Raw genomic sequence first — 17,247 nt, 5'->3', positions numbered from 1 at the left:
GTCATTCCCTCCTCGAAAATCCGCACTCAGCGTCCGCCAAGCCGCAGCCCGATCCACAATTGCCGCGGTCGCGCGCGCTCCAGCGCGGCGTTGCTAAAGCCCGTCTCGATCCGGGCGTCGAACAGGTTCTCGCCGCGCGCCACCAGCGACAGCCCGCGCGCCACCGGCGCCGACACCACCGCATCGACGGTGAAAGCGTCGCCCAGCACGCGGGCATTCTGGTCGTCCTCGAACTGGCTGGCGAGATATCGCAATGTCGTGCTCGCCCCCCAGGCACCCTTCGCCCAGCCGAGCGTCGCCGATCCCTGATGGTCGGGCACCTGCGCGGGTGCGCGGCCGTTCAGGGCGGGCGCCAGCGTGCCGCCATCGACCGCGGCGTCGACATAGGCATAGGATAACTGGGCATGGACCTGGCCCATACTCAGCCGTCCGTCGACCTCGACCCCGGTCGAGCGGATCGCATCCAGATTGTCGCGCTGGCGATAAAATCCCGCCGCCGAGACGAAGCCGACGCCCGGAAAGGCCCCCGGCCCCCTCGCCACGGTCACGTTGGCGATCGCGTCGAACAGGATGTTCCGGAACACCGTCGCGCCGATCGTCACGCGCCTGCCGAGCGCAACGTCGATCCCGCCCTCATACCCCTCCAGCGTCTCGGGGCGCAGATTGGCGTTGGCCGCGGTCGCGTCTGCCCCCGCGCGGAAGGGGCGATAGAGCTCGTTCAGGGTCGGCAGGCGCCAGGCGCGATAGGCGGAGGCGCGCAGCGTCACGGGCCCGGCCAGCTGCCATGCAATGCCGACACGCCCCGTCGCCTCGCTGCCCGAACGGTCAGCGTAGCGCGTATCGGTCAGCGTTGCGCCGGTCAGCGCGGCTTCGAACAGAGTGCCGTTGCCGATCCGCCAGTCGTCGATCCGCCCCTCGCCCTCCAGTCGGACGGGCCCCAGCCGCGCGGACAGGCTGGCGAACGCGCCCATCGTCCGCGTCTCGCCCCCTGCCTGACGCCGCCGCGTCGGCAGGTTGTTGACATAGGTATAAAGCTCCTGCGTCCGTCCGCTCAGCGTGCGGATGTCGGCACCGATGGCGAGATCGACGTTCGGCCCCAGGGGCGGGATGATCTCGACGCGCCCGCCGATCCCCGTGCCGGGCGTATTGTATTGGTCAAGCGTCGGCGTCACCACCGTCCGCGCAGTGTTCACGCTGGCGAACCGGCTGGCGAAGCGGCGCGTCTGGACATAGCCGAGCACCGAGAAGCGCCAGTCGCCGCCGCCCACCAGCCGGACGCTGGCATCGGCCCCGTCGCTCTTGATCCGGGTGAAGTCCAGCCCACGGTCGCGGCGGTCGGTAAAGCCCTGGACCGTCGATTGCAGCTCGATGTCGGGGGCGACGCGCACCACCGCCCGCAGGGCGGCGTTGAACTGCTCATGGGGCGCGGCCCGGTCGACGGGGCCGCGGCTTTCCTCGACGATCGGGGCGAAACCGTCGCCGCGCGCATAGCCTGCCGACAGCGTCGCGAAACCCGGCCCCTGCGTGAGCGTCGCGCTTGCGCGGGCATCGACGCTGTCGCGCTCGCCGTACAGCGCCTCAGCGGCGAAGGGGGAAAGCTGGTCGGGCGTCGCGCTGTCGACCTCGATCACGCCGCCGACGGCACCCGATCCCCAACGCCCGCTGCCGCCGCCGCGCCGCACGTGCACCGCGCCGATCCGGTCGGTGGCGAAACCTGGAAACGCGATCCATCCGCCGAACGGGTCGGCCTGGGGCACGCCGTCGAGGATGAGGAGCGCGCGGCTCGCCGCATTGCCGCCAAGGCCGCGCAGCGTGATGCCCTGTGCGGTCGGATTGGCGCTGCGCGAATCCGCGCGGCGAAACGACTGGAGGCCCGCGACGTCGGCGAGCACATCTTCCAGCCGCCCGCTCGCACTATTCGTCGCCCGCGCGCGATCGATCACGGTCCCGGCAGCGCTCGCGGTCGAGGGAAGCGAAAGGCCCCGCCCGGTCACGATAATTTCGGGTGCTTGCGGCGGCCCATCCTTTTGCGGCGGGCCCGCAAGCGCAAGGGCGATCGGCCCCGCGTACAACAGGTCGATCATGCGTCGGGGAAGATGTGCGCGACGGGGGCGATGTCGGTGAAGTTGGCGACGTCGGCAAATACCGGCGCGCTCGCTAGATCACCGAGCAGCGCGTCGATCGCGGTACCGGGCGCGAAGTCGATCAGCACCATCGCCGCAAGCCGGCCCGCCGGCCCCGCGCCGCCGATCAGCGGCCGGGCGCCGGTCATGCCCTTGCCACCCCAGTGCTGCTCGACCAGCGGCAGGTGGGTCGTCAGATAATAATCCGGATCGAAACGGTTTCCGGGCTCCGCCGGATAGCTCACGACCAGTACGCCCATGTCGACCCCCCCTTTTTTTTCGGACGCTTATTTGAGCGTGTTCAGATAGTTGATCAGCGCGGCACGGCGGGCGGGATCCTTGACGCCCGGAAAGCTCATTTTCGTGCCCGGCAAATTGCCGCGGGGATTTGCCAGATAGGCGTCGAGCGCCGCCGGCGTCCAGGTCCCCTTCCTGGCTTTCATCGCGTCGGAATAGGTGTAGCCGGCTACGCTCGCGATCTTGCGGCCTGCCACCTTGTAGAGCGTGGGGCCGACACGATTGGTCCCCGCCGTCACGGCATGGCAGCCCGCGCATGGCGCGAAGGCAGCTTTTCCGGGGTCGGTCTGCTGCGCGGCGGCCGGCGCGGCAAGGCCGAGGCCGAAGATCCAAATGGCTGCAAACCGACGCATACACCCTCTCCAGAACCCGCTTTTGACTGGGCCGAGCTACGGCTCCGCGGCGCCCGGTCACAATTGCCCGTTGGTACAATGGCGGCGCCGCGGGGGCAGGCGGATAGTCCGTGAAGATCGGATTCGGCCCCGCGACGATAGCGGGCGCGCCATCGCCAGGAGGAAGCCATCATGTTGAGCCAATCACTCGAACAGCTGAAGGGCGACGTCGCGCTCCGCCCGCGCTACGACAACTATATCGGCGGCCGGTGGGTCGCCCCCGTCCGCGGTGAGTATTTCGACAACCCCTCCCCCATCACCGGCCGCACCGTTTGCCAGGTCGCGCGCGGCACGGCCGAGGATATCGAGCTCGCACTCGACGCTGCGCACGAGGCCAAGGAGAAATGGGGCCGCACCAGCCCCGCCGACCGCGCCCGCGTGCTCCTCAAGATCGCCGACCGGATGGAGGCGCATCTCGACCGTCTGGCGCTTGCCGAGACGATCGACAACGGAAAGCCGATCCGCGAGACGACCGCCGCCGACCTGCCGCTGGCGATCGATCATTTCCGCTATTTTGCCGGCTGCCTGCGCGCGCAGGAAGGCTCGATCGCCGAGATCGACCACGACACCATCGCCTATCATTTTCACGAACCGCTGGGTGTCGTCGGTCAGATCATCCCCTGGAACTTCCCGCTGCTGATGGCGGTGTGGAAGCTCGCCCCGGCGATGGCGGCGGGCAACTGCATCGTGCTGAAGCCGGCCGAACAGACGCCGATGTCGATCATGGCGCTGATGGACCTGATCGGCGACCTTATCCCAGAGGGCGTGGTCAATATCGTCAACGGCTTTGGGATCGAGGCGGGCAAACCGCTGGCCCAGAACAAGCGGATCGCCAAGATCGCCTTCACCGGCGAAACCACGACCGGCCGCCTCATCATGCAATACGCGACCGAAAACCTGATCCCGGTGACGCTCGAACTGGGCGGCAAGAGCCCCAACATCTTCTTCGCCGACACCCTCGCCGAAGATGACGACTTCGCCGACAAGGTGATGGAGGGCTTCGCGATGTTCGCCCTCAACCAGGGGGAGGTCTGCACCTGCCCCAGCCGCGCGCTGGTCCATGAATCGATCTATGACCGCTTCATGGAACGCGCGATCAAGCGGGTCGAGGCGATCAAGATGGGCTCGCCGCTCGATGCCGCGACGATGATCGGCGCGCAGGCATCGAACGACCAGCTCGAAAAGATCCTCTCCTATATCGACATCGGCTGCGGCGAGGGTGCCAGGGTGCTGACCGGCGGCGAGCGGGCCAGCCTCGATGGCGAGCTGTCGGAGGGCTATTACGTCAAACCGACGATCCTCGAGGGGCACAACAAGATGCGCGTGTTCCAGGAAGAGATCTTTGGCCCCGTTGTCGCGGTAACGAAGTTCAAGGACGAGGAGGAGGCGCTGTCGATCGCCAACGACACGCTCTATGGCCTGGGTGCCGGCGTCTGGTCGCGGGACGGGACGCGCGCCTATCGCTTCGGCCGCGCGATCCAGGCGGGGCGCGTCTGGACCAACTGCTACCACCTCTATCCCGCGCACGCTGCGTTCGGCGGGTACAAGCAGTCGGGCATCGGCCGTGAGACGCACAAGATGATGCTCGATCATTATCAGCAGACCAAGAACCTGCTCGTCAGCTACAGCCCCAAGGCGCTGGGCTTCTTCTGACAGGGCCGGCTGTCACTACTCTCCCGCCGGTCCGGTCGGGCCGGGCGATGCACCCGCGTCGCCCGGCCTGCCTCGTCTGAAAGCCATGCCATGCTTCCCCCACCGCGCATCCTGAGCACCGACGCCGCCGTGGCGGTCATCAACGAGCTGCGCGAGCGGCACGGGCCGCTGATGTTCCACCAGTCGGGCGGTTGCTGCGACGGGTCGGCGCCGATGTGCTATCCCGCGGGCGAGTTCCGCGTCGGCGGGCAGGACATATTGCTTGGCCATGTCGCGGGCGACGTGCCGGTCTGGATCGGCGCGGCCCAGTTCGAATATTGGCGCCATACGCAGGTGACGATCGACGTCGTCCCCGGTCGCGGCGCAGGCTTTTCGCTGGAAGGGCCAACGGGCCGCCGCTTCATCGTCCGCAGCCGCGTTTTCTCGGACGAAGAGGTCGATGCGCTTGATGCGGCCTGCCCGCCGCCGCGCGGCGGCGACTGACGATGCTTCGCCAGCCCCGCGCAAGGCTTGCGCGCCGCCCGCGACCTGTCATGCTGGAGGCGATGCCCGAGCCTGCGCCCCGCGTCCGCCCCGCCGCCATCACCCGCACCGCGCATTCGCGCGATCCCGACCCCGAACTGGCGGTCCGCGCGCTGTTCGCCGAACTTGACGCGCCAAGCCTCGCCGGCATTATCCTCTTCGCCTCCAGCCGCTACCCGATCGAAGCGCTGGAGGCCGCGCTCGTCCCCCGGTGCGAGGGGCTGACGTTGATCGGCTGCACCTCGTCGAGCGAGATCACCGAGGAGGGGTTCAGCGACGGCGCGCTCGTCGCCATCGGCTTCCCGCGCAGCGACTTCGCGCTCTCCTCGATCCGCTTCGATGCGCTCGACCGGATCGAGGCGGGCGAGGCGCAGGAGCGCGTCCGCGCGCTCGTTGCGGAAGCGGGCGCCGATGCCCGGCGCCTCGGCGAGCCATTGCACCGCGCCGCCATATTCCTCGTCGACGGGCTCTCGCACAGCGAGGAAATGCTGACCGTCAATGTCCAGGATGCGCTCGGCGCGATCCCGCTGATCGGCGGCTCGTCGGGCGACGGCTTCGCCTTTCGCGAAACCTTCGTGCTCGACAATCGCGGCTTTCACCGTGACGCCGCCCTCGTCGCCATCCTGTCGAGCCCGCGGCCGATGCGCGTCTTTCGTTCGCAGCCCTATGCGCCGGGCGACACCAAGATGGTCATCACCGGCGCAGACACCGCCGCGCGCATCGTCAGCGAGATCAATGCCGAGCCCGCGGTCGCCGAATATGCGCGTCTTGTCGGCGTCCGCGCCGAGGAACTCGGACCCGCCATCTTCGCCTCGCGCCCGCCGATGGTGCGTGCTGGCGGCGAGCATTATGTCCGCTCGATCCAGTCGGCAAATGCCGATGGCAGCCTCACCTTCTACTGCGCGATCGACGAGGGCCTGGTACTGACCTTGGGCGAGGCGGCCGACATCGTCGGCAGCATGGGCGCGCTCCTTGACGAGCTGGAGGAATCGGTCGGCGAAATCGACCGCATCCTCGGCTTCAACTGCGTGCTCAACCGCATCGAGATCGAACAGCGCCAGCTCCTGCGCGACGTGTCGAAGCTGATGACGGAGCACCGGGTTGTTGGCTTCAACACCTATGGCGAGCAATTTCACGCGCTCCACGTCAACCAGACCTTTTCGGGCCTTGTGATCGGGCAGTGATGGCACGCCGCGCGCCCTCCCCCGCCGATTTGGAGATCGAGGCGCTGCGCGCCGAGAACGCCAAGCTTCGCCGGATCAACGGCGTGCTGATGGACCGGGTCGAGCGATCGACCGACCTTCAGGGCAATGCCTTCTCCCTGTTCGAAACCGCGATCACCCTCGAATCAAAGGTGCAGGCACGCACCCGCGACCTCGAACAGGCGCTTGGCGCGCTCGCCGCCAGCAATGCCGCCCTCACCCTCGCCCGCGACGAGGCGACCGAGGCGCGCGCGCGCCTTGCCGACGCGATCGAGAGCATGAGCGAGGGGTTTGCGATCTTCGATGCCGAGGATCGGCTGGTGCTGTGCAACCGCACCTATCTGGACTTCTGGCCGCGGATCGCCGACCGCATCCTTCCCGGCATGCGCTTCGACGAGATCGCGCGGCTGATCGGCGACGACCGCGCGGCGCTGGGGGCGATGGTTTCGCCCGATCGCTGGCTGTCCGAGCGGCTGGCACAGCATTCGGTGGCGAGTGGCAGTCATGTCCACGCGCTCGCCGACGGCCGATGGATCCAGGTCAACGAACTGCGCACCAGCGAAGGCGGCATCGTCGGTATCTATAACGACATTACCGAGATCAAGGCGTCGGACGCGCGCGAGCGCGCACGCGAACTGGCGCAGAAGTCGGTGCTGCTCCAGGCGACGCTCGACAATATCCGCCTCGGCGTCTGCGTGTACGATGCCGATCGCCGGCTGATCGCGTGGAACCGCTCGCTGCTCGCGGTCATCGGCCTGCCCGTCGACGGCATCCCGCGCATCGCCTCGCATGACGGGCTGGTCGCTACTTGCGCCGAGCTCAACGGCCCCTTGGAGGATGGCGAGCCCTTGAGCTGGCTGTCGGCGGGCGAGATCGTGACCGCGCGCCGCCACGCCAGCGGCCGCTCGATCGAGGTACGCCGATCGGCCATGCCCGACGGCGGCATGGTCATGAGCTTCGAGGACATCACCGAACGCCTGCGCGCCGCAGAGGCCTTGGAGGCCCGCGTCGCCGAACGCACCGCCGATATCGCGGCGGTCAACGAACAGCTTACCGCGCAGGTACGCGAACGCATCGCCGCCGAAGAAGCCATGCGTGAGGCGATGCAGACGGCGGAGGAAGCGAACCGGTCCAAGACCCGCTTCCTCGCCGCCGCCAGCCACGACCTGCTCCAGCCGCTCAACGCCGCACGGCTGTTCGTGTCGGCACTTGGCGAACGGCGGCTTGCGACCGCCAATGCCGGGCTCGTCCGCCAGATCGACTCCGCGCTCGATTCGGTGGAGGACCTGCTCGAATCGCTACTGGAAATCTCGAAGCTCGATGCCGGCGCCGTGCGGCCCAACATCATCGACTTCCCGTTGGCGGAAACGATGCGCCACCTGCGCGCCGAATTCACGCCGCTGGCGCGCGAGCGCGGGCTCGCGCTGACCTTCGACGACAGCTGCGACGCCTGGATCCGGTCGGACCCGCGGCTGCTGCGGCGCATCGTCCAGAACTTCATCTCGAACGCGCTGCGCTATACCGACACCGGCGGCGTCACCGTCCGCTGCCGCGGCGCCGCGAGCGTGCTGCGGATCGAGGTGATTGATACCGGCCCCGGTATCGAGCCCGCGCATCACCGGGAGATCTTCGCCGAGTTCCGCCGCCTCGACCGCGACCGGCCGGTGAAGGGCATTGGCCTCGGCCTCGCAATCGTGGAGCGTGCGGGAAGGATGCTCGGCCACCCGATCGGCCTCGAATCCCAGCCGGGGGGCGGCGCCACGTTTTCGGTCACGGTGCCGCTCGGCCGCGCGCAGGCGGTCGATACCGCGACAACGCCCGCGGTGATGCGCGGGGGCCTGGCCGGGCGCACCGTCCTCGTCCTCGACAACGAGGAAGCGATCCTGTCGGGAATGAATGTGATCCTGACCGGCTGGGGCTGCCACGCGATCTGCGTCGCCGACCGCGAGGCAGCGGTCGCGGCGGCGGGGCACGGCGGGATCGACGCGATCGTCGCGGACTATCACCTCGATGCCGGCGACACCGGTGACGCGGTCGTGCGCGCACTGGGCCTTGGCATCCCCACGATCATCGTCACCGCCGACCGGACCGCCGAACTCAAGGACCGGTTGCGCGGCGAGGGCTTCCACTGGCTCAACAAGCCGGTGAAGCCCGCGCAGCTGCGGGCACTCCTCAGCGCGATCGTGCGCTAGCGCCGATCACTTCCGCGTCGGGATCACCGGCGGGAAGCCTACCCGGTTCGCCAGGATCACCGCCTGTGTCCGGTTGAAGACTTCAAGCTTCGCCAGCACCGCCGACACATGTGCCTTTACCGTCGTCATCGACACGTCGAGCTCATAGGCGATCTGCTTGTTCAGCCGACCCGCGACCATCAGGCCAAAGACGATGCGCTGCTGCGGGGTGAGCAGGTCGATGCGGCGGCGAATGCTCGCTTCGGCAGCATCTTCGGTCGTGATCTCCTCGGCGATGTCGGCGGGGACATAGACCTCGCCGTCGAGCACCGCGCGGAGCGCCTCCGCAATCGCCGAACGGCGGAGCGACTTCGGCACGAACCCCGCCGCCCCGTGGGCAAGCGCGCCGCGCACCAGAGCCGCGGTATGCGACCCCGACACGACGACGACGGGCGTTGCGGGAAACTGCGTCACCATGCGGTCAAGTCCGTCGAAACCGGTGGCGCCGGGCATGTTGAGGTCGAGCAGCACAAGGTCGAACTCGGCCCCCTCGCCCAATACGCCCAGCGCCTCGTCCAGCGTCGCCGCCTCGAACAATTCGCACCCCTCGAACGCAAGGGAGATCACCGCGCGCAGCCCGTCGCGGACCAGCGGGTGATCGTCGGCGATGAGCACGCGGTCCACGGCTTCCCCCTCCCTTAATCCCGCCGATCGTATCGGGTGACACGCCCCGCGGGAAGGGAGGGAGCCGACGCTTCCCCCCAGCCCGATCATGCCTTGGGCAGCTTGAACACCCAGAGCGAGCCGCCCTGGTTGATGTGGCCGACCGACTTGGCGACCTCGCCGCCCCAGAGCGGCACCGCACCGCCCCAGCCCGACATCACCGCGACATATTGCTCGCCGTCCTGCTCCCAGGTGACGGGCGACCCGACGACACCCGACCCGGTGTTGAACTTCCACAATTCCTTGCCGGTCTTGGCATCGAACGCTTTGAGGAAGCCCTCGGGCGTGCCAGTGAAGACAAGGTTACCCGCCGTCGTCAGCACCCCGCCCCACAGCGGCGCCTTGTTCTTGTATTCCCAGACGATCTTCCCCGTCATCGGGTCCATCGCGCGCAGGACGCCGATGTGATCCTCGTAAAGCGGCTTGATCGTGAAGCCTGCGCCAAGATAGGCGGCGCCCTTCTTATAGGCGATCGGCTCGTTCCAGATGTCCATCCCCCATTCGTTAGCGGGGATGTAGAATAGGCCCGTCTGCTGGCTGTACGCCATCGGCATCCAGTTCTTGCCGCCGAGGAAGCTGGGCGCGGCGAACACCGTCGTCCCCTTTTCGGTCGTCGGCGGGCCGGGGCGGTTCGCGTCGACGTAGATCGGCTTGCCGTCCTTGGTGAAGCCCGTCGCCCAAGTCGTCTTCGATACAAAGGGTTTCGCCGACACGAACTTGCCGTTGGTGCGGTCGAGCACGAAGAAATAACCGTTCCGATCGGCCTTGGCGCCCAGTTTCCTGCCGCCCGCATCGAACGAGATGAACTCGTTCACCCCGTCGAAATCCCAGCCGTCATGCGGCGTCGTCTGGTAATACCATTTGATTTCGCCGGTCTCCGGATCGAGCGCCAGCGTCGAGGACGTGTACAGGTTGTTGCCGGGGCGCAGGTGACTGTTCCACGGCGCCGGGTTGCCGGTGCCCATGTAGATGAGCTTGGTATCGGGATCATAGGTGCCGCCAAGCCAGGTGGCGCCGCCGCCATTCTCCCACTGATTGCCTTGCCAGGTCGCGTTGAGCTTGCCCGTCATGGTCGAAGGCTTGCCACCCAGCTCGCCCATATGGCCCTCGATCGTCGGGCGGGACCAGATGAGCTCGCCCGTGTTGACGTCGCGTGCCTCGACCTTGCCGACGACGCCGAACTCGCCGCCCGAATTGCCATAGATCACCTTGCCGTTCACGATCATCGGCGCGGCGGTGAAGCTGTAGCCCGCCTGGTAATCGGCGAGCTTCTTGTTCCAGATGACCTTCCCCGTCATCCGGTTGAGCGCGACCAGATGCGCGTCGAGTGTGCCGAAAATGATCTTGTCGCCATAGATGGCGGCGCCGCGATTGACGACGTCGCAGCACGGCATGATGCCGTCGGGCAGGCGTGCGTCATACTGCCACTTCTCCTCGCCCGTGCGCGCGTCGAACGCGAAAAGGCGCGAGTAGGAGCCGGTGACATAGATCATGCCGTCATAGACGATGGGCTGCGCTTCCTGCCCGCGCTGCTTCTCGCCGCCCAGCGACGCGGAGAAGGCGGGGACCAGCTTCGACACGTTCGAAGCGGTCAGCTTGGTCAGCGGGCTGAAACGCTGCCCGCGAAGGCCCATGCCATAGGTGAGGACGTCGCCGGGCGTTTGCTCGTCATTGAGGATGTCGGCGTCGGTCGGCCCAGCCGCCGCCGCCGCAAGTGCTGCGGGCGCTGCAGGTTTCACATCTTCGCGCGCCATCGCTGTTCCTGCCGTCGCCGCCAGCACCAGTGCTGCGCACGAAACCGCGCTCGTGAACCTCTTCATGCCTCTTCCCCTCCAGTTTTGCTTTCCTGTTTGGATGCTACGCCGGGCCGGTGGCCCTACAATTGGACCTTGGAAGGATGCGAATGTCAGGTGAGGAGCGGCGGCCGATACTCGACGCCGTGCGCGGCGAAAACGCCGGCAAGTTCGCCCGACTTCGCAAGCCCCTCCATGACCCGCTCGATCTCGTCGCCCAGGTCGCGGCTGTCGTCCCTCACCGCCATGCCGACATTCCAGCCGGGGCTGGTCATCGCCGGCAGCGGCCCCTTGCGAAGGTTCAGGCGATCGCCAGCCGCCTTGATCCCCGCCTCGACCTGCGCGCGGGTCGCGACCGCTGCATCGGCCTCGCCAGCCGCGACTGCGGCGACCGCCGCCTCGCCCGACAATCTGTTCGTGACGCTGGGACGCAACACCCCGCCGAACGACCCCGACAGATAGAAGTCGGGAATGCTGTCGAGTTCGGCGACCAGCTTCTTGCCCTTCAGCTGCGGTGGCGGCACCTCGCAGTCGGTGGTCGCGCGGTTGCAGACCATCGCAAAACTTTCGCGGTAATAGGGCGCAACCAGGACCGCGCGGTCGTTGCGCTGGCCGAGCACGCGATCATAGGGCACGTGCATCATCACATCGCCCGGCGCCTGCCCCAGAAGCGACCCACGCCAGACCATGTTGCGCAGGTCGTCATCGACCGATTCGTCGGCGATATACTGGATCGCCTCTCCCCGCACGCCCAGCTTCGACGCGATAAGCTTGCCCAGATCGACGTCGATTCCGACCAGCTTGCCTTCGCGCTCCGCCGCCCAGGGCGCGAAGTCGCGATAGACAGCGATCCGCATGACGCCCAGCGCGCGGATCTTGGCCAGCGGCGCTGCCACCAGGGGCGCGGTGGCGACGCCGACAACCGCCGCCGCCGCGCCGCGTACGAAGCCGCGACGCGAGATCATGGCTTCAGGACTCCTGATGCTTGGTGTCGAGCCACGAGCGGATAGCCCAGCCCGCCTTCTGCCCAATGACGTCGCCAAAGGGTGGCATGAACACCTTTCCGTCGCGCGAGGCGCCGTGGCGATAGCGACTGATGAACCACTCGTCCCCCGCCTCGCCGACCTCGAGATAGCGAAGGTCGGGGGCTATGCCGCCGCTGATCGCCTCAAGCCCGTGGCAGCGCGCGCAGTTGCCGCCATAGGCCGATTCGCCGATCTTGATGGCGTCGGGATTGCCGCGATAGGGGTTCACCGTCCGCCATTCCTCGCCGATATCAGCCAGCTTCGACGTATCGACCGGCTGCGGCGTCACATTGTCGTGTGCGGTGACCTTGAGCGAAAAGGTGGTAGTGAACAGGAGCGCCGCCGCAATCGTCGCGGCCCGCCCATAACGCCTTATCATCATGCCTCTCCCATCGGGGCTTTCGGCGTGAGTGTGCTGCGCAGCATGGCGGCCTGACATTGTACTTTGGTATGTTCGCGTGGCAGCGCGCGGCGCGTTAGTCTTCACTCATGCGCAGCCTCATCCTCGCCGCCCTAATCGCGGTGCCCGCCCCCGCGCTTGCCGAGACGATCTACGTCTCGAACGAGCGCGGCAATTCCATCACCGTCATCGATGTGGCGACGATGAAGCCCGTCGCGACCTGGCCCGTCGGCGCGCGCCCGCGCGGCCTGACGATGAGCCGCGACGGCAAGCACCTGTATGTCTGCGCGTCGAACGACCATGCGGTGCAGGTGATCGACCGCGCGACGGGCAAGGTGCTTCACGACCTCCCATCGGGCGAGGATCCCGAACAGTTCGCGCTCTCGATCGACGGCAAGACGCTGTTCGCCGCCAACGAGGATGACGCCGCCGTCACCGCGATCGACATTGCCGGCCGCCGCGTCGCGTTTCAGGTCGACGTGGGGGTCGAGCCAGAGGGGATGGCGACCAGCCCTGACGGCAAATGGGTCGTCGCAACCTCCGAAACCGATAACAAGGTGCACTGGATCGAGATCGCTACGGCCAGGATGGCCGCCGAGACTGAGGTCGATCAGCGCCCCCGCCATGCCGAATTCACCGCCGACGGGCGCGAGCTGTGGGTCACGTCGGAGATCGGCGGCACGCTCCAGATCATCGACGTGGCGACGCGCAACGTCGCGCACAGCATCGCGTTCAAGCCGCCGGGCGTCATATCGGACAAGGTGCTGCCCGTCGGCGTCCGCTTCACCCCCGACGGCCGCAAGGCGCTGGTCGCGCTCGGCCGCGCCAACATGGTGGCGATCGTCGATACCGCGAGCCGCGCGGTGACGCACTATGTGCCCGTCGGCCAGCGCGTCTGGCACCTTGGTATCAGTCGCGATGGTGCGCGCGCCTATGCCGCCAACGGCCTTTCCGACACACTGTCGGTGATCGACATCGCCAAGGCGAGGGAAATCGCGCAGATTCCAACGGGTGACGCACCCTGGGGCGTGGTCGTCGCCCCCTGATCGCGGGGCGGCGGCGGGTCGCCCAAAGTGCAATATCGGGGTTCTTCGCCCCCCGGCACCCTCCCCGGACCGAGCTGCCGCAGCGGCAGCCAGACAGGGGAGGGAAAACCGATGCGATCCACCGCGCGGTGGCTTTCGGCCACCATGCTTGCCGTGTGCCTGACGGGATTTGCAACCCCCGCCTCGGCCCAGACGGCCACCCGCGACCTGCTTCAAAAGCTGAAGGAAAAGGGCATCCTCTCCGACGAGGAGTATGACGCCCTGATAGCGCGGGAAGCGGCGGCGCCCGCGCCGGCGAGCAACGCCACCGTCACCACCGGCACCCCCGCCTCGCCGCAGCAGGCCGCCGCACAGGCGCTCGACGACAAGCGCGCGGTGCGGATGACCGAAAGCGGCGTCGGGTTCGAAATGGGCGGGGTGCAACTCAAATTCTCAGGCTCGGTCAACGGCTTCTACGTCCACGACAATGGCGACGGGGGCGGGCCGGACAGCACCGTCGTCGGCGGGCTTGCAACGGTCGGCGGCAACAGCTCGTCGATCCGCAACGGCCTGCTTCCCGGCTTCTTCAAGGTCGATGTGACCGCCAACCAGGGCGGTTGGGACGTCGGCGCACATTTCGGCATGTATCCGGGCATCAACAGCGTGACGGGCGTCGGCGGCGCCAATTCGGCGGGCAGCCCCACCGCGCTCTCGACCTCGGGCATCGATTACCGCCAGACCTACCTCACCTTCGGCAAGGCCGGGTTCGGGGAGATCAAGATCGGCCGCGACATCGGCCTGTTCGCGTCGGAAGCGATCCTCAACGACATCACCCTCCTCGCCAGCGGCACCCCGGCGGGCAACGTCGCGCCGTCGAATACGACGCTGGGGCGGATCGGCATCGGCTACATCTACACCGACTTCCAGCCGCAGATCACCTATACCAGCCCCAAATTCGGCGGGCTTCAGTTCTCGGCGGGCGTGTTCCAGCCGCTGACGACGATCGGGGAGACCGAATATAACGACACGCCGGGTTTCCAGGGCAAGATCGTCTACGACTATGCCGGCGGCGGGTTCGGGGCGCATGTCTGGGCATCGGGCATCATCCAGAACCATGACGGGATCGGCGGCTCGCCGAGCTATACCGGCCGCGCGTTCGACGTGGGCGCAAAGCTGACCGCCGGACCCGCCAGCCTGCTCGGCTATTATTACATGGGCACGGGCGTCGGGACGACGGGGCTGTTCATCCTCTCGACCGACGCGCTGGGGCGCAAGCGCGACAGCAACGGCTTCTACGTCCAGGGCACCTATGCGATCGGCAAGGTGACGCTGGGGGCAAGCTATGGCGCGAGCTATCTCGACCTTGCCGATGGCGAGGTGAACCCGGTGCTTCTCGACAGCAATTCCAGCTGGGTTGGTCAGGTCCGCTACGGCCTGACGAGCTGGGTCACGCTGCTCGGCGAATACACGCGCACGCGGGCCGAGGCGCAGAACAACAACCGCGCGACCAGCAATGCGCTGGCGCTGGGCGCGATCCTGTTCTTCTGAAGGGAAAGGGGCGGCGGCGACGCCGCCCGTTTCAACTTGCGTCGGCGCGGGGGAAGATTTCGGCCTCAAGCCGCGGGTAGAAGTGCGAGACCGAGCGCTGGAGCTCGTAGCGCGCCGCCTTCAACCCCACAAACCGCGCCGGGATCGCGACCGCGCCCGCCGCCACCATGTCGAGGCCGGACGCGACCGAGGCGCGAAGGCTCGCTTCCAGCCAGTCGATCCAGTCGAGCGTCTGCACGATCGACACCTGCCCGCCCGGATCGAACGGCCCATGCCCCGGCAGCAGCCCCTTGTGCGGCATCGCCGCCAATGTCCCCAGCGCCTTTCGCCACATCGCCAGATCGGCATCGGGCGTCGACGGCGCGCGGTCGTGAAAGACCAGGTCGCCCGCGATCACCGTCCCCGTCGTCAGGTCGGTGACGACCAGGTCGGCCGGGCTGTGTCCCGCCATCGGCGAAAAAGCGAGCCGCCGCCCCGCCACCACCCGCTCGCCCGCCGTCACGCTGGCGGCGGGCAGCACCGGCTCGGTCCCGCGCATCCAGTCGCCGAGCAGGCGGTACATGCCGTCCGAATAGCCGGCTGCCGTCGATTCGAGCGTGCGCCGCAATTCGGACGTCCCCGCCACCTCGGCCTTGGGGAATGCTCCCGCGGCGAAACCGTGATCGGGGTGGAGGTGCGTTATGAACACATGCCCGACCGGCCTGCCTGTCAGCTTCGCGACCACCGCATCCAGCGCCCGCCCGTAGCGCAGCGACGGCCCGCAATCGATCAGGATCGCTGCATCGTCGCCCGCCAGGATCGCGAGATTGGCGATCGCGCCGCCATTGGCGCGCTCGATCGGCGCATCGGCCCCGCGCACGATCCACATCCCCTCGCCGACCGCCACCGGCTCGATACGGTAGTCGAGCGGCTGCGCCCGCGCCGCCAGCGGCAGCGCGGCAAACCCGCCGAGCAACGTCCGGCGCGCCAACCTCATTGCGCGGCCAACGCCTGCACCGCGACCTTGCCGTCGATCTCGCGCCCGTTGGTGTCGCGCCCCCGGATCGTCAGCATGTCGCCCAGTCCGGCGGGCACAATCAGTCCGATCGCCGGATCCTCCGCGACCGCGGCCCAGAGCTTCATCGACCCGAGCACCGCTCCACCGCGCGCAACCGACAGTTCCTCGACATGATAGAGCGGCGTGTTGCCGACGAGGCCGGTGTCCATCGGGTGCCGAATCGCAACGCGCAGCCGCGCCTCCATGCCGACGAGCACAGCGCGGGCGCGCACCTCACCCAGATGCTCTGCCCAATCGCCTTTGACCCGGCTGACCGGCGGCGCCGAACAACCGCCGCCCGCCGCATCGATCCATGCGCCGTTGACGTGCCAGCGCCCGTCCCCCGTCAGCACTGCGGCGCGCACGGGCGTCCGCTGGTCCAGCTTGATCCGCACCGACACGACGGGTGCCGCGCCGGTGGGAGCAAAGTCGATCGCGACGGGAATGGGATTGAGGTCGGCCAGGACGACGATGCGCTTCACATCGGCGAGCGCGCTCGCGTCGATCGCGACCGGAAAGACGCGCTGATTCTCGGCAAGCATCGGCATGTCGACAACGACGCGGCGGTCGAACTCGACCGGCGCGCCCGCGAACAGCACGCGCGCATGATCGGCCCACATAGGCGAGCCAAGCGGGTCGGCGGGCAGCGCGGCCGCCATTGCAATCGGCGCCAGCCATAGCATCGCTAGCATCATCCTCTCCTACCAAGGTATGGTTTACCCCCGCCCCCGCCCGCCTACCATCCGACCAACGGACAAGGAGGCGGGGCAGTGTGGCGCGCGCTGATGCTGCTGGTGGTGGCGCAGAGCGGCAATTTCGATGCCGCGGGCTATCGCATTGCGCGGTATCGCAGCGTCGTGCCCAGCGCCCCGGCCGGGGTGACGCGCATCGACGTCGACACCGTGCGTGCGCTTCAGCGCCGCGAGGCGCGCCTGATCGACGTGACACCGGCCGAAGGCGGGCATTGGGACAACGCCCGCCGCGAATGGCGCCTAGCCGAGGTTCATGAAACGATCCCCGGCGCGCGCTGGCTGCCCGAGGCGGGACGCGGCGACGCGCCGTCTGGCACGATTCGCTGGCTGCTGGCCGCCGCGCCTGCCGACAAAAGCCAGACCGTCATCGTCTTCTGCCTCGCCGACTGCTGGATGAGCTGGAACGCCGCACGTCGGCTGGTCGCGGGCGGATACCGCGACGTGCGCTGGTTCGCCGACGGGATCGACGGCTGGCGCGAACGCGGTTGGGCGCTTGCCCCGGCCAAGCCTGCGGGCGGCCCCGACGGCCCCGCCATTATACCAAAGGTCTAGAGAAACCGCGCCCCCCGCCTGCCACGCTCACCG

Annotated in this window: 16 protein-coding genes; 7 read left to right on the top strand and 9 right to left on the bottom strand. The window is 67.9% G+C overall.

Annotated elements, in window-relative coordinates:
* Positions 1-26 precede the first annotated feature (26 nt).
* From ACAX61_RS08860 to ACAX61_RS08850, 3 genes are read right to left on the bottom strand one after another with little or no spacing between them, the layout of a single operon-like run.
* Positions 27-2,084 (bottom strand): TonB-dependent receptor, encoded by a 2,058-nt coding sequence (locus tag ACAX61_RS08860; protein WP_370714393.1) that lies wholly within the window; start codon positions 2,082-2,084, stop codon positions 27-29.
* Entirely contained in the window at positions 2,081-2,383 is a 303-nt protein-coding gene (locus ACAX61_RS08855) for an EthD family reductase (RefSeq protein ID WP_370714392.1), read from the bottom strand. Before ACAX61_RS08855 ends, ACAX61_RS08860 begins: the two co-directional genes overlap by 4 nt.
* Positions 2,384-2,410: 27 nt before the next feature.
* Positions 2,411-2,773 (bottom strand): c-type cytochrome, encoded by a 363-nt coding sequence (locus ACAX61_RS08850; RefSeq protein ID WP_370714391.1) that lies wholly within the window; start codon positions 2,771-2,773, stop codon positions 2,411-2,413.
* Between the two features lie 171 nt (positions 2,774-2,944).
* On the opposite strand from ACAX61_RS08850, the gene adh reads away from it, so the two are divergent.
* From adh to ACAX61_RS08830, 4 genes are all read left to right on the top strand, one after another.
* Positions 2,945-4,465, top strand: coding sequence for an aldehyde dehydrogenase (gene adh, locus ACAX61_RS08845; RefSeq protein WP_370714390.1), 1,521 nt, complete (start codon positions 2,945-2,947; stop codon positions 4,463-4,465).
* 90 nt (positions 4,466-4,555) lie between these two features.
* Entirely contained in the window at positions 4,556-4,948 is a 393-nt protein-coding gene (locus ACAX61_RS08840) for a DUF779 domain-containing protein (RefSeq protein WP_370714389.1), read from the top strand.
* Positions 4,949-5,010: 62 nt separating this feature from the next.
* Positions 5,011-6,171 carry an FIST N-terminal domain-containing protein gene (locus ACAX61_RS08835; protein WP_370714388.1) on the top strand — a complete coding sequence of 387 codons (1,161 nt, stop codon included), beginning with the start codon at positions 5,011-5,013 and terminating at the stop codon, positions 6,169-6,171.
* A complete protein-coding gene (locus ACAX61_RS08830) occupies positions 6,171-8,381 on the top strand; it encodes a NahK/ErcS family hybrid sensor histidine kinase/response regulator (protein ID WP_370714387.1) in 2,211 nt (736 codons plus the stop codon). The genes ACAX61_RS08835 and ACAX61_RS08830 overlap by 1 nt, the downstream gene beginning before the upstream one ends.
* 6 nt (positions 8,382-8,387) lie before the next feature.
* Here the strand turns inward: ACAX61_RS08830 and ACAX61_RS08825 are convergent, their stop codons facing one another.
* From ACAX61_RS08825 to pedF, 4 genes are all read right to left on the bottom strand, one after another.
* Positions 8,388-9,044, bottom strand: coding sequence for a response regulator transcription factor (locus tag ACAX61_RS08825; RefSeq protein ID WP_370714386.1), 657 nt, complete (start codon positions 9,042-9,044; stop codon positions 8,388-8,390).
* Between the two features lie 86 nt (positions 9,045-9,130).
* On the bottom strand, positions 9,131-10,837 hold the full coding sequence (locus ACAX61_RS08820; RefSeq protein ID WP_370714956.1) for a methanol/ethanol family PQQ-dependent dehydrogenase: 1,707 nt from the start codon (positions 10,835-10,837) through the stop codon (positions 9,131-9,133).
* 152 nt (positions 10,838-10,989) lie between these two features.
* A complete protein-coding gene (locus ACAX61_RS08815) occupies positions 10,990-11,841 on the bottom strand; it encodes a twin-arginine translocation signal domain-containing protein (protein ID WP_370714385.1) in 852 nt (283 codons plus the stop codon).
* A 4-nt stretch (positions 11,842-11,845) separates the two neighbouring features.
* Positions 11,846-12,283 carry a cytochrome c-550 PedF gene (gene pedF, locus ACAX61_RS08810; protein ID WP_370714384.1) on the bottom strand — a complete coding sequence of 146 codons (438 nt, stop codon included), beginning with the start codon at positions 12,281-12,283 and terminating at the stop codon, positions 11,846-11,848.
* A gap of 107 nt (positions 12,284-12,390) precedes the next feature.
* Between pedF and ACAX61_RS08805 the strand changes: the two genes are divergently transcribed.
* Both ACAX61_RS08805 and ACAX61_RS08800 read left to right on the top strand, forming a co-directional pair.
* On the top strand, positions 12,391-13,347 hold the full coding sequence (locus tag ACAX61_RS08805) for a PQQ-dependent catabolism-associated beta-propeller protein (RefSeq protein ID WP_370714383.1): 957 nt from the start codon (positions 12,391-12,393) through the stop codon (positions 13,345-13,347).
* A 111-nt stretch (positions 13,348-13,458) separates the two neighbouring features.
* Positions 13,459-14,874: a porin gene (locus ACAX61_RS08800; RefSeq protein ID WP_370714382.1), complete on the top strand. Its 1,416-nt coding sequence runs from the start codon at positions 13,459-13,461 to the stop codon at positions 14,872-14,874.
* 31 nt (positions 14,875-14,905) lie between these two features.
* On the opposite strand, the gene ACAX61_RS08795 is transcribed toward ACAX61_RS08800, so the two are convergent.
* Together ACAX61_RS08795 and ACAX61_RS08790 are read right to left on the bottom strand one after the other, a co-directional pair.
* Positions 14,906-15,850, bottom strand: coding sequence for a quinoprotein relay system zinc metallohydrolase 1 (locus ACAX61_RS08795; RefSeq protein WP_370714381.1), 945 nt, complete (start codon positions 15,848-15,850; stop codon positions 14,906-14,908).
* The gene (locus ACAX61_RS08790) at positions 15,847-16,605 is read right to left on the bottom strand and encodes a quinoprotein dehydrogenase-associated SoxYZ-like carrier (protein ID WP_370714380.1); all 759 of its coding nucleotides are present in this window, start codon (positions 16,603-16,605) and stop codon (positions 15,847-15,849) included. Before ACAX61_RS08790 ends, ACAX61_RS08795 begins: the two co-directional genes overlap by 4 nt.
* Positions 16,606-16,680: 75 nt before the next feature.
* Between ACAX61_RS08790 and ACAX61_RS08785 the strand changes: the two genes are divergently transcribed.
* Complete coding sequence (locus tag ACAX61_RS08785) at positions 16,681-17,214, top strand: rhodanese-like domain-containing protein (RefSeq protein WP_370714379.1); 534 nt, start codon at positions 16,681-16,683, stop codon at positions 17,212-17,214.
* Positions 17,215-17,247: the final 33 nt, after the last annotated feature.

It is taken from the genome of Sphingomonas sp. IW22, from assembly GCF_041321155.1.
Taxonomy (GTDB): Bacteria; Pseudomonadota; Alphaproteobacteria; order Sphingomonadales; family Sphingomonadaceae; genus Sphingomonas.
The sequence above is the reverse complement of the archived record's forward strand: the minus strand, read 5'-3'. Positions and strand labels throughout refer to the sequence as shown.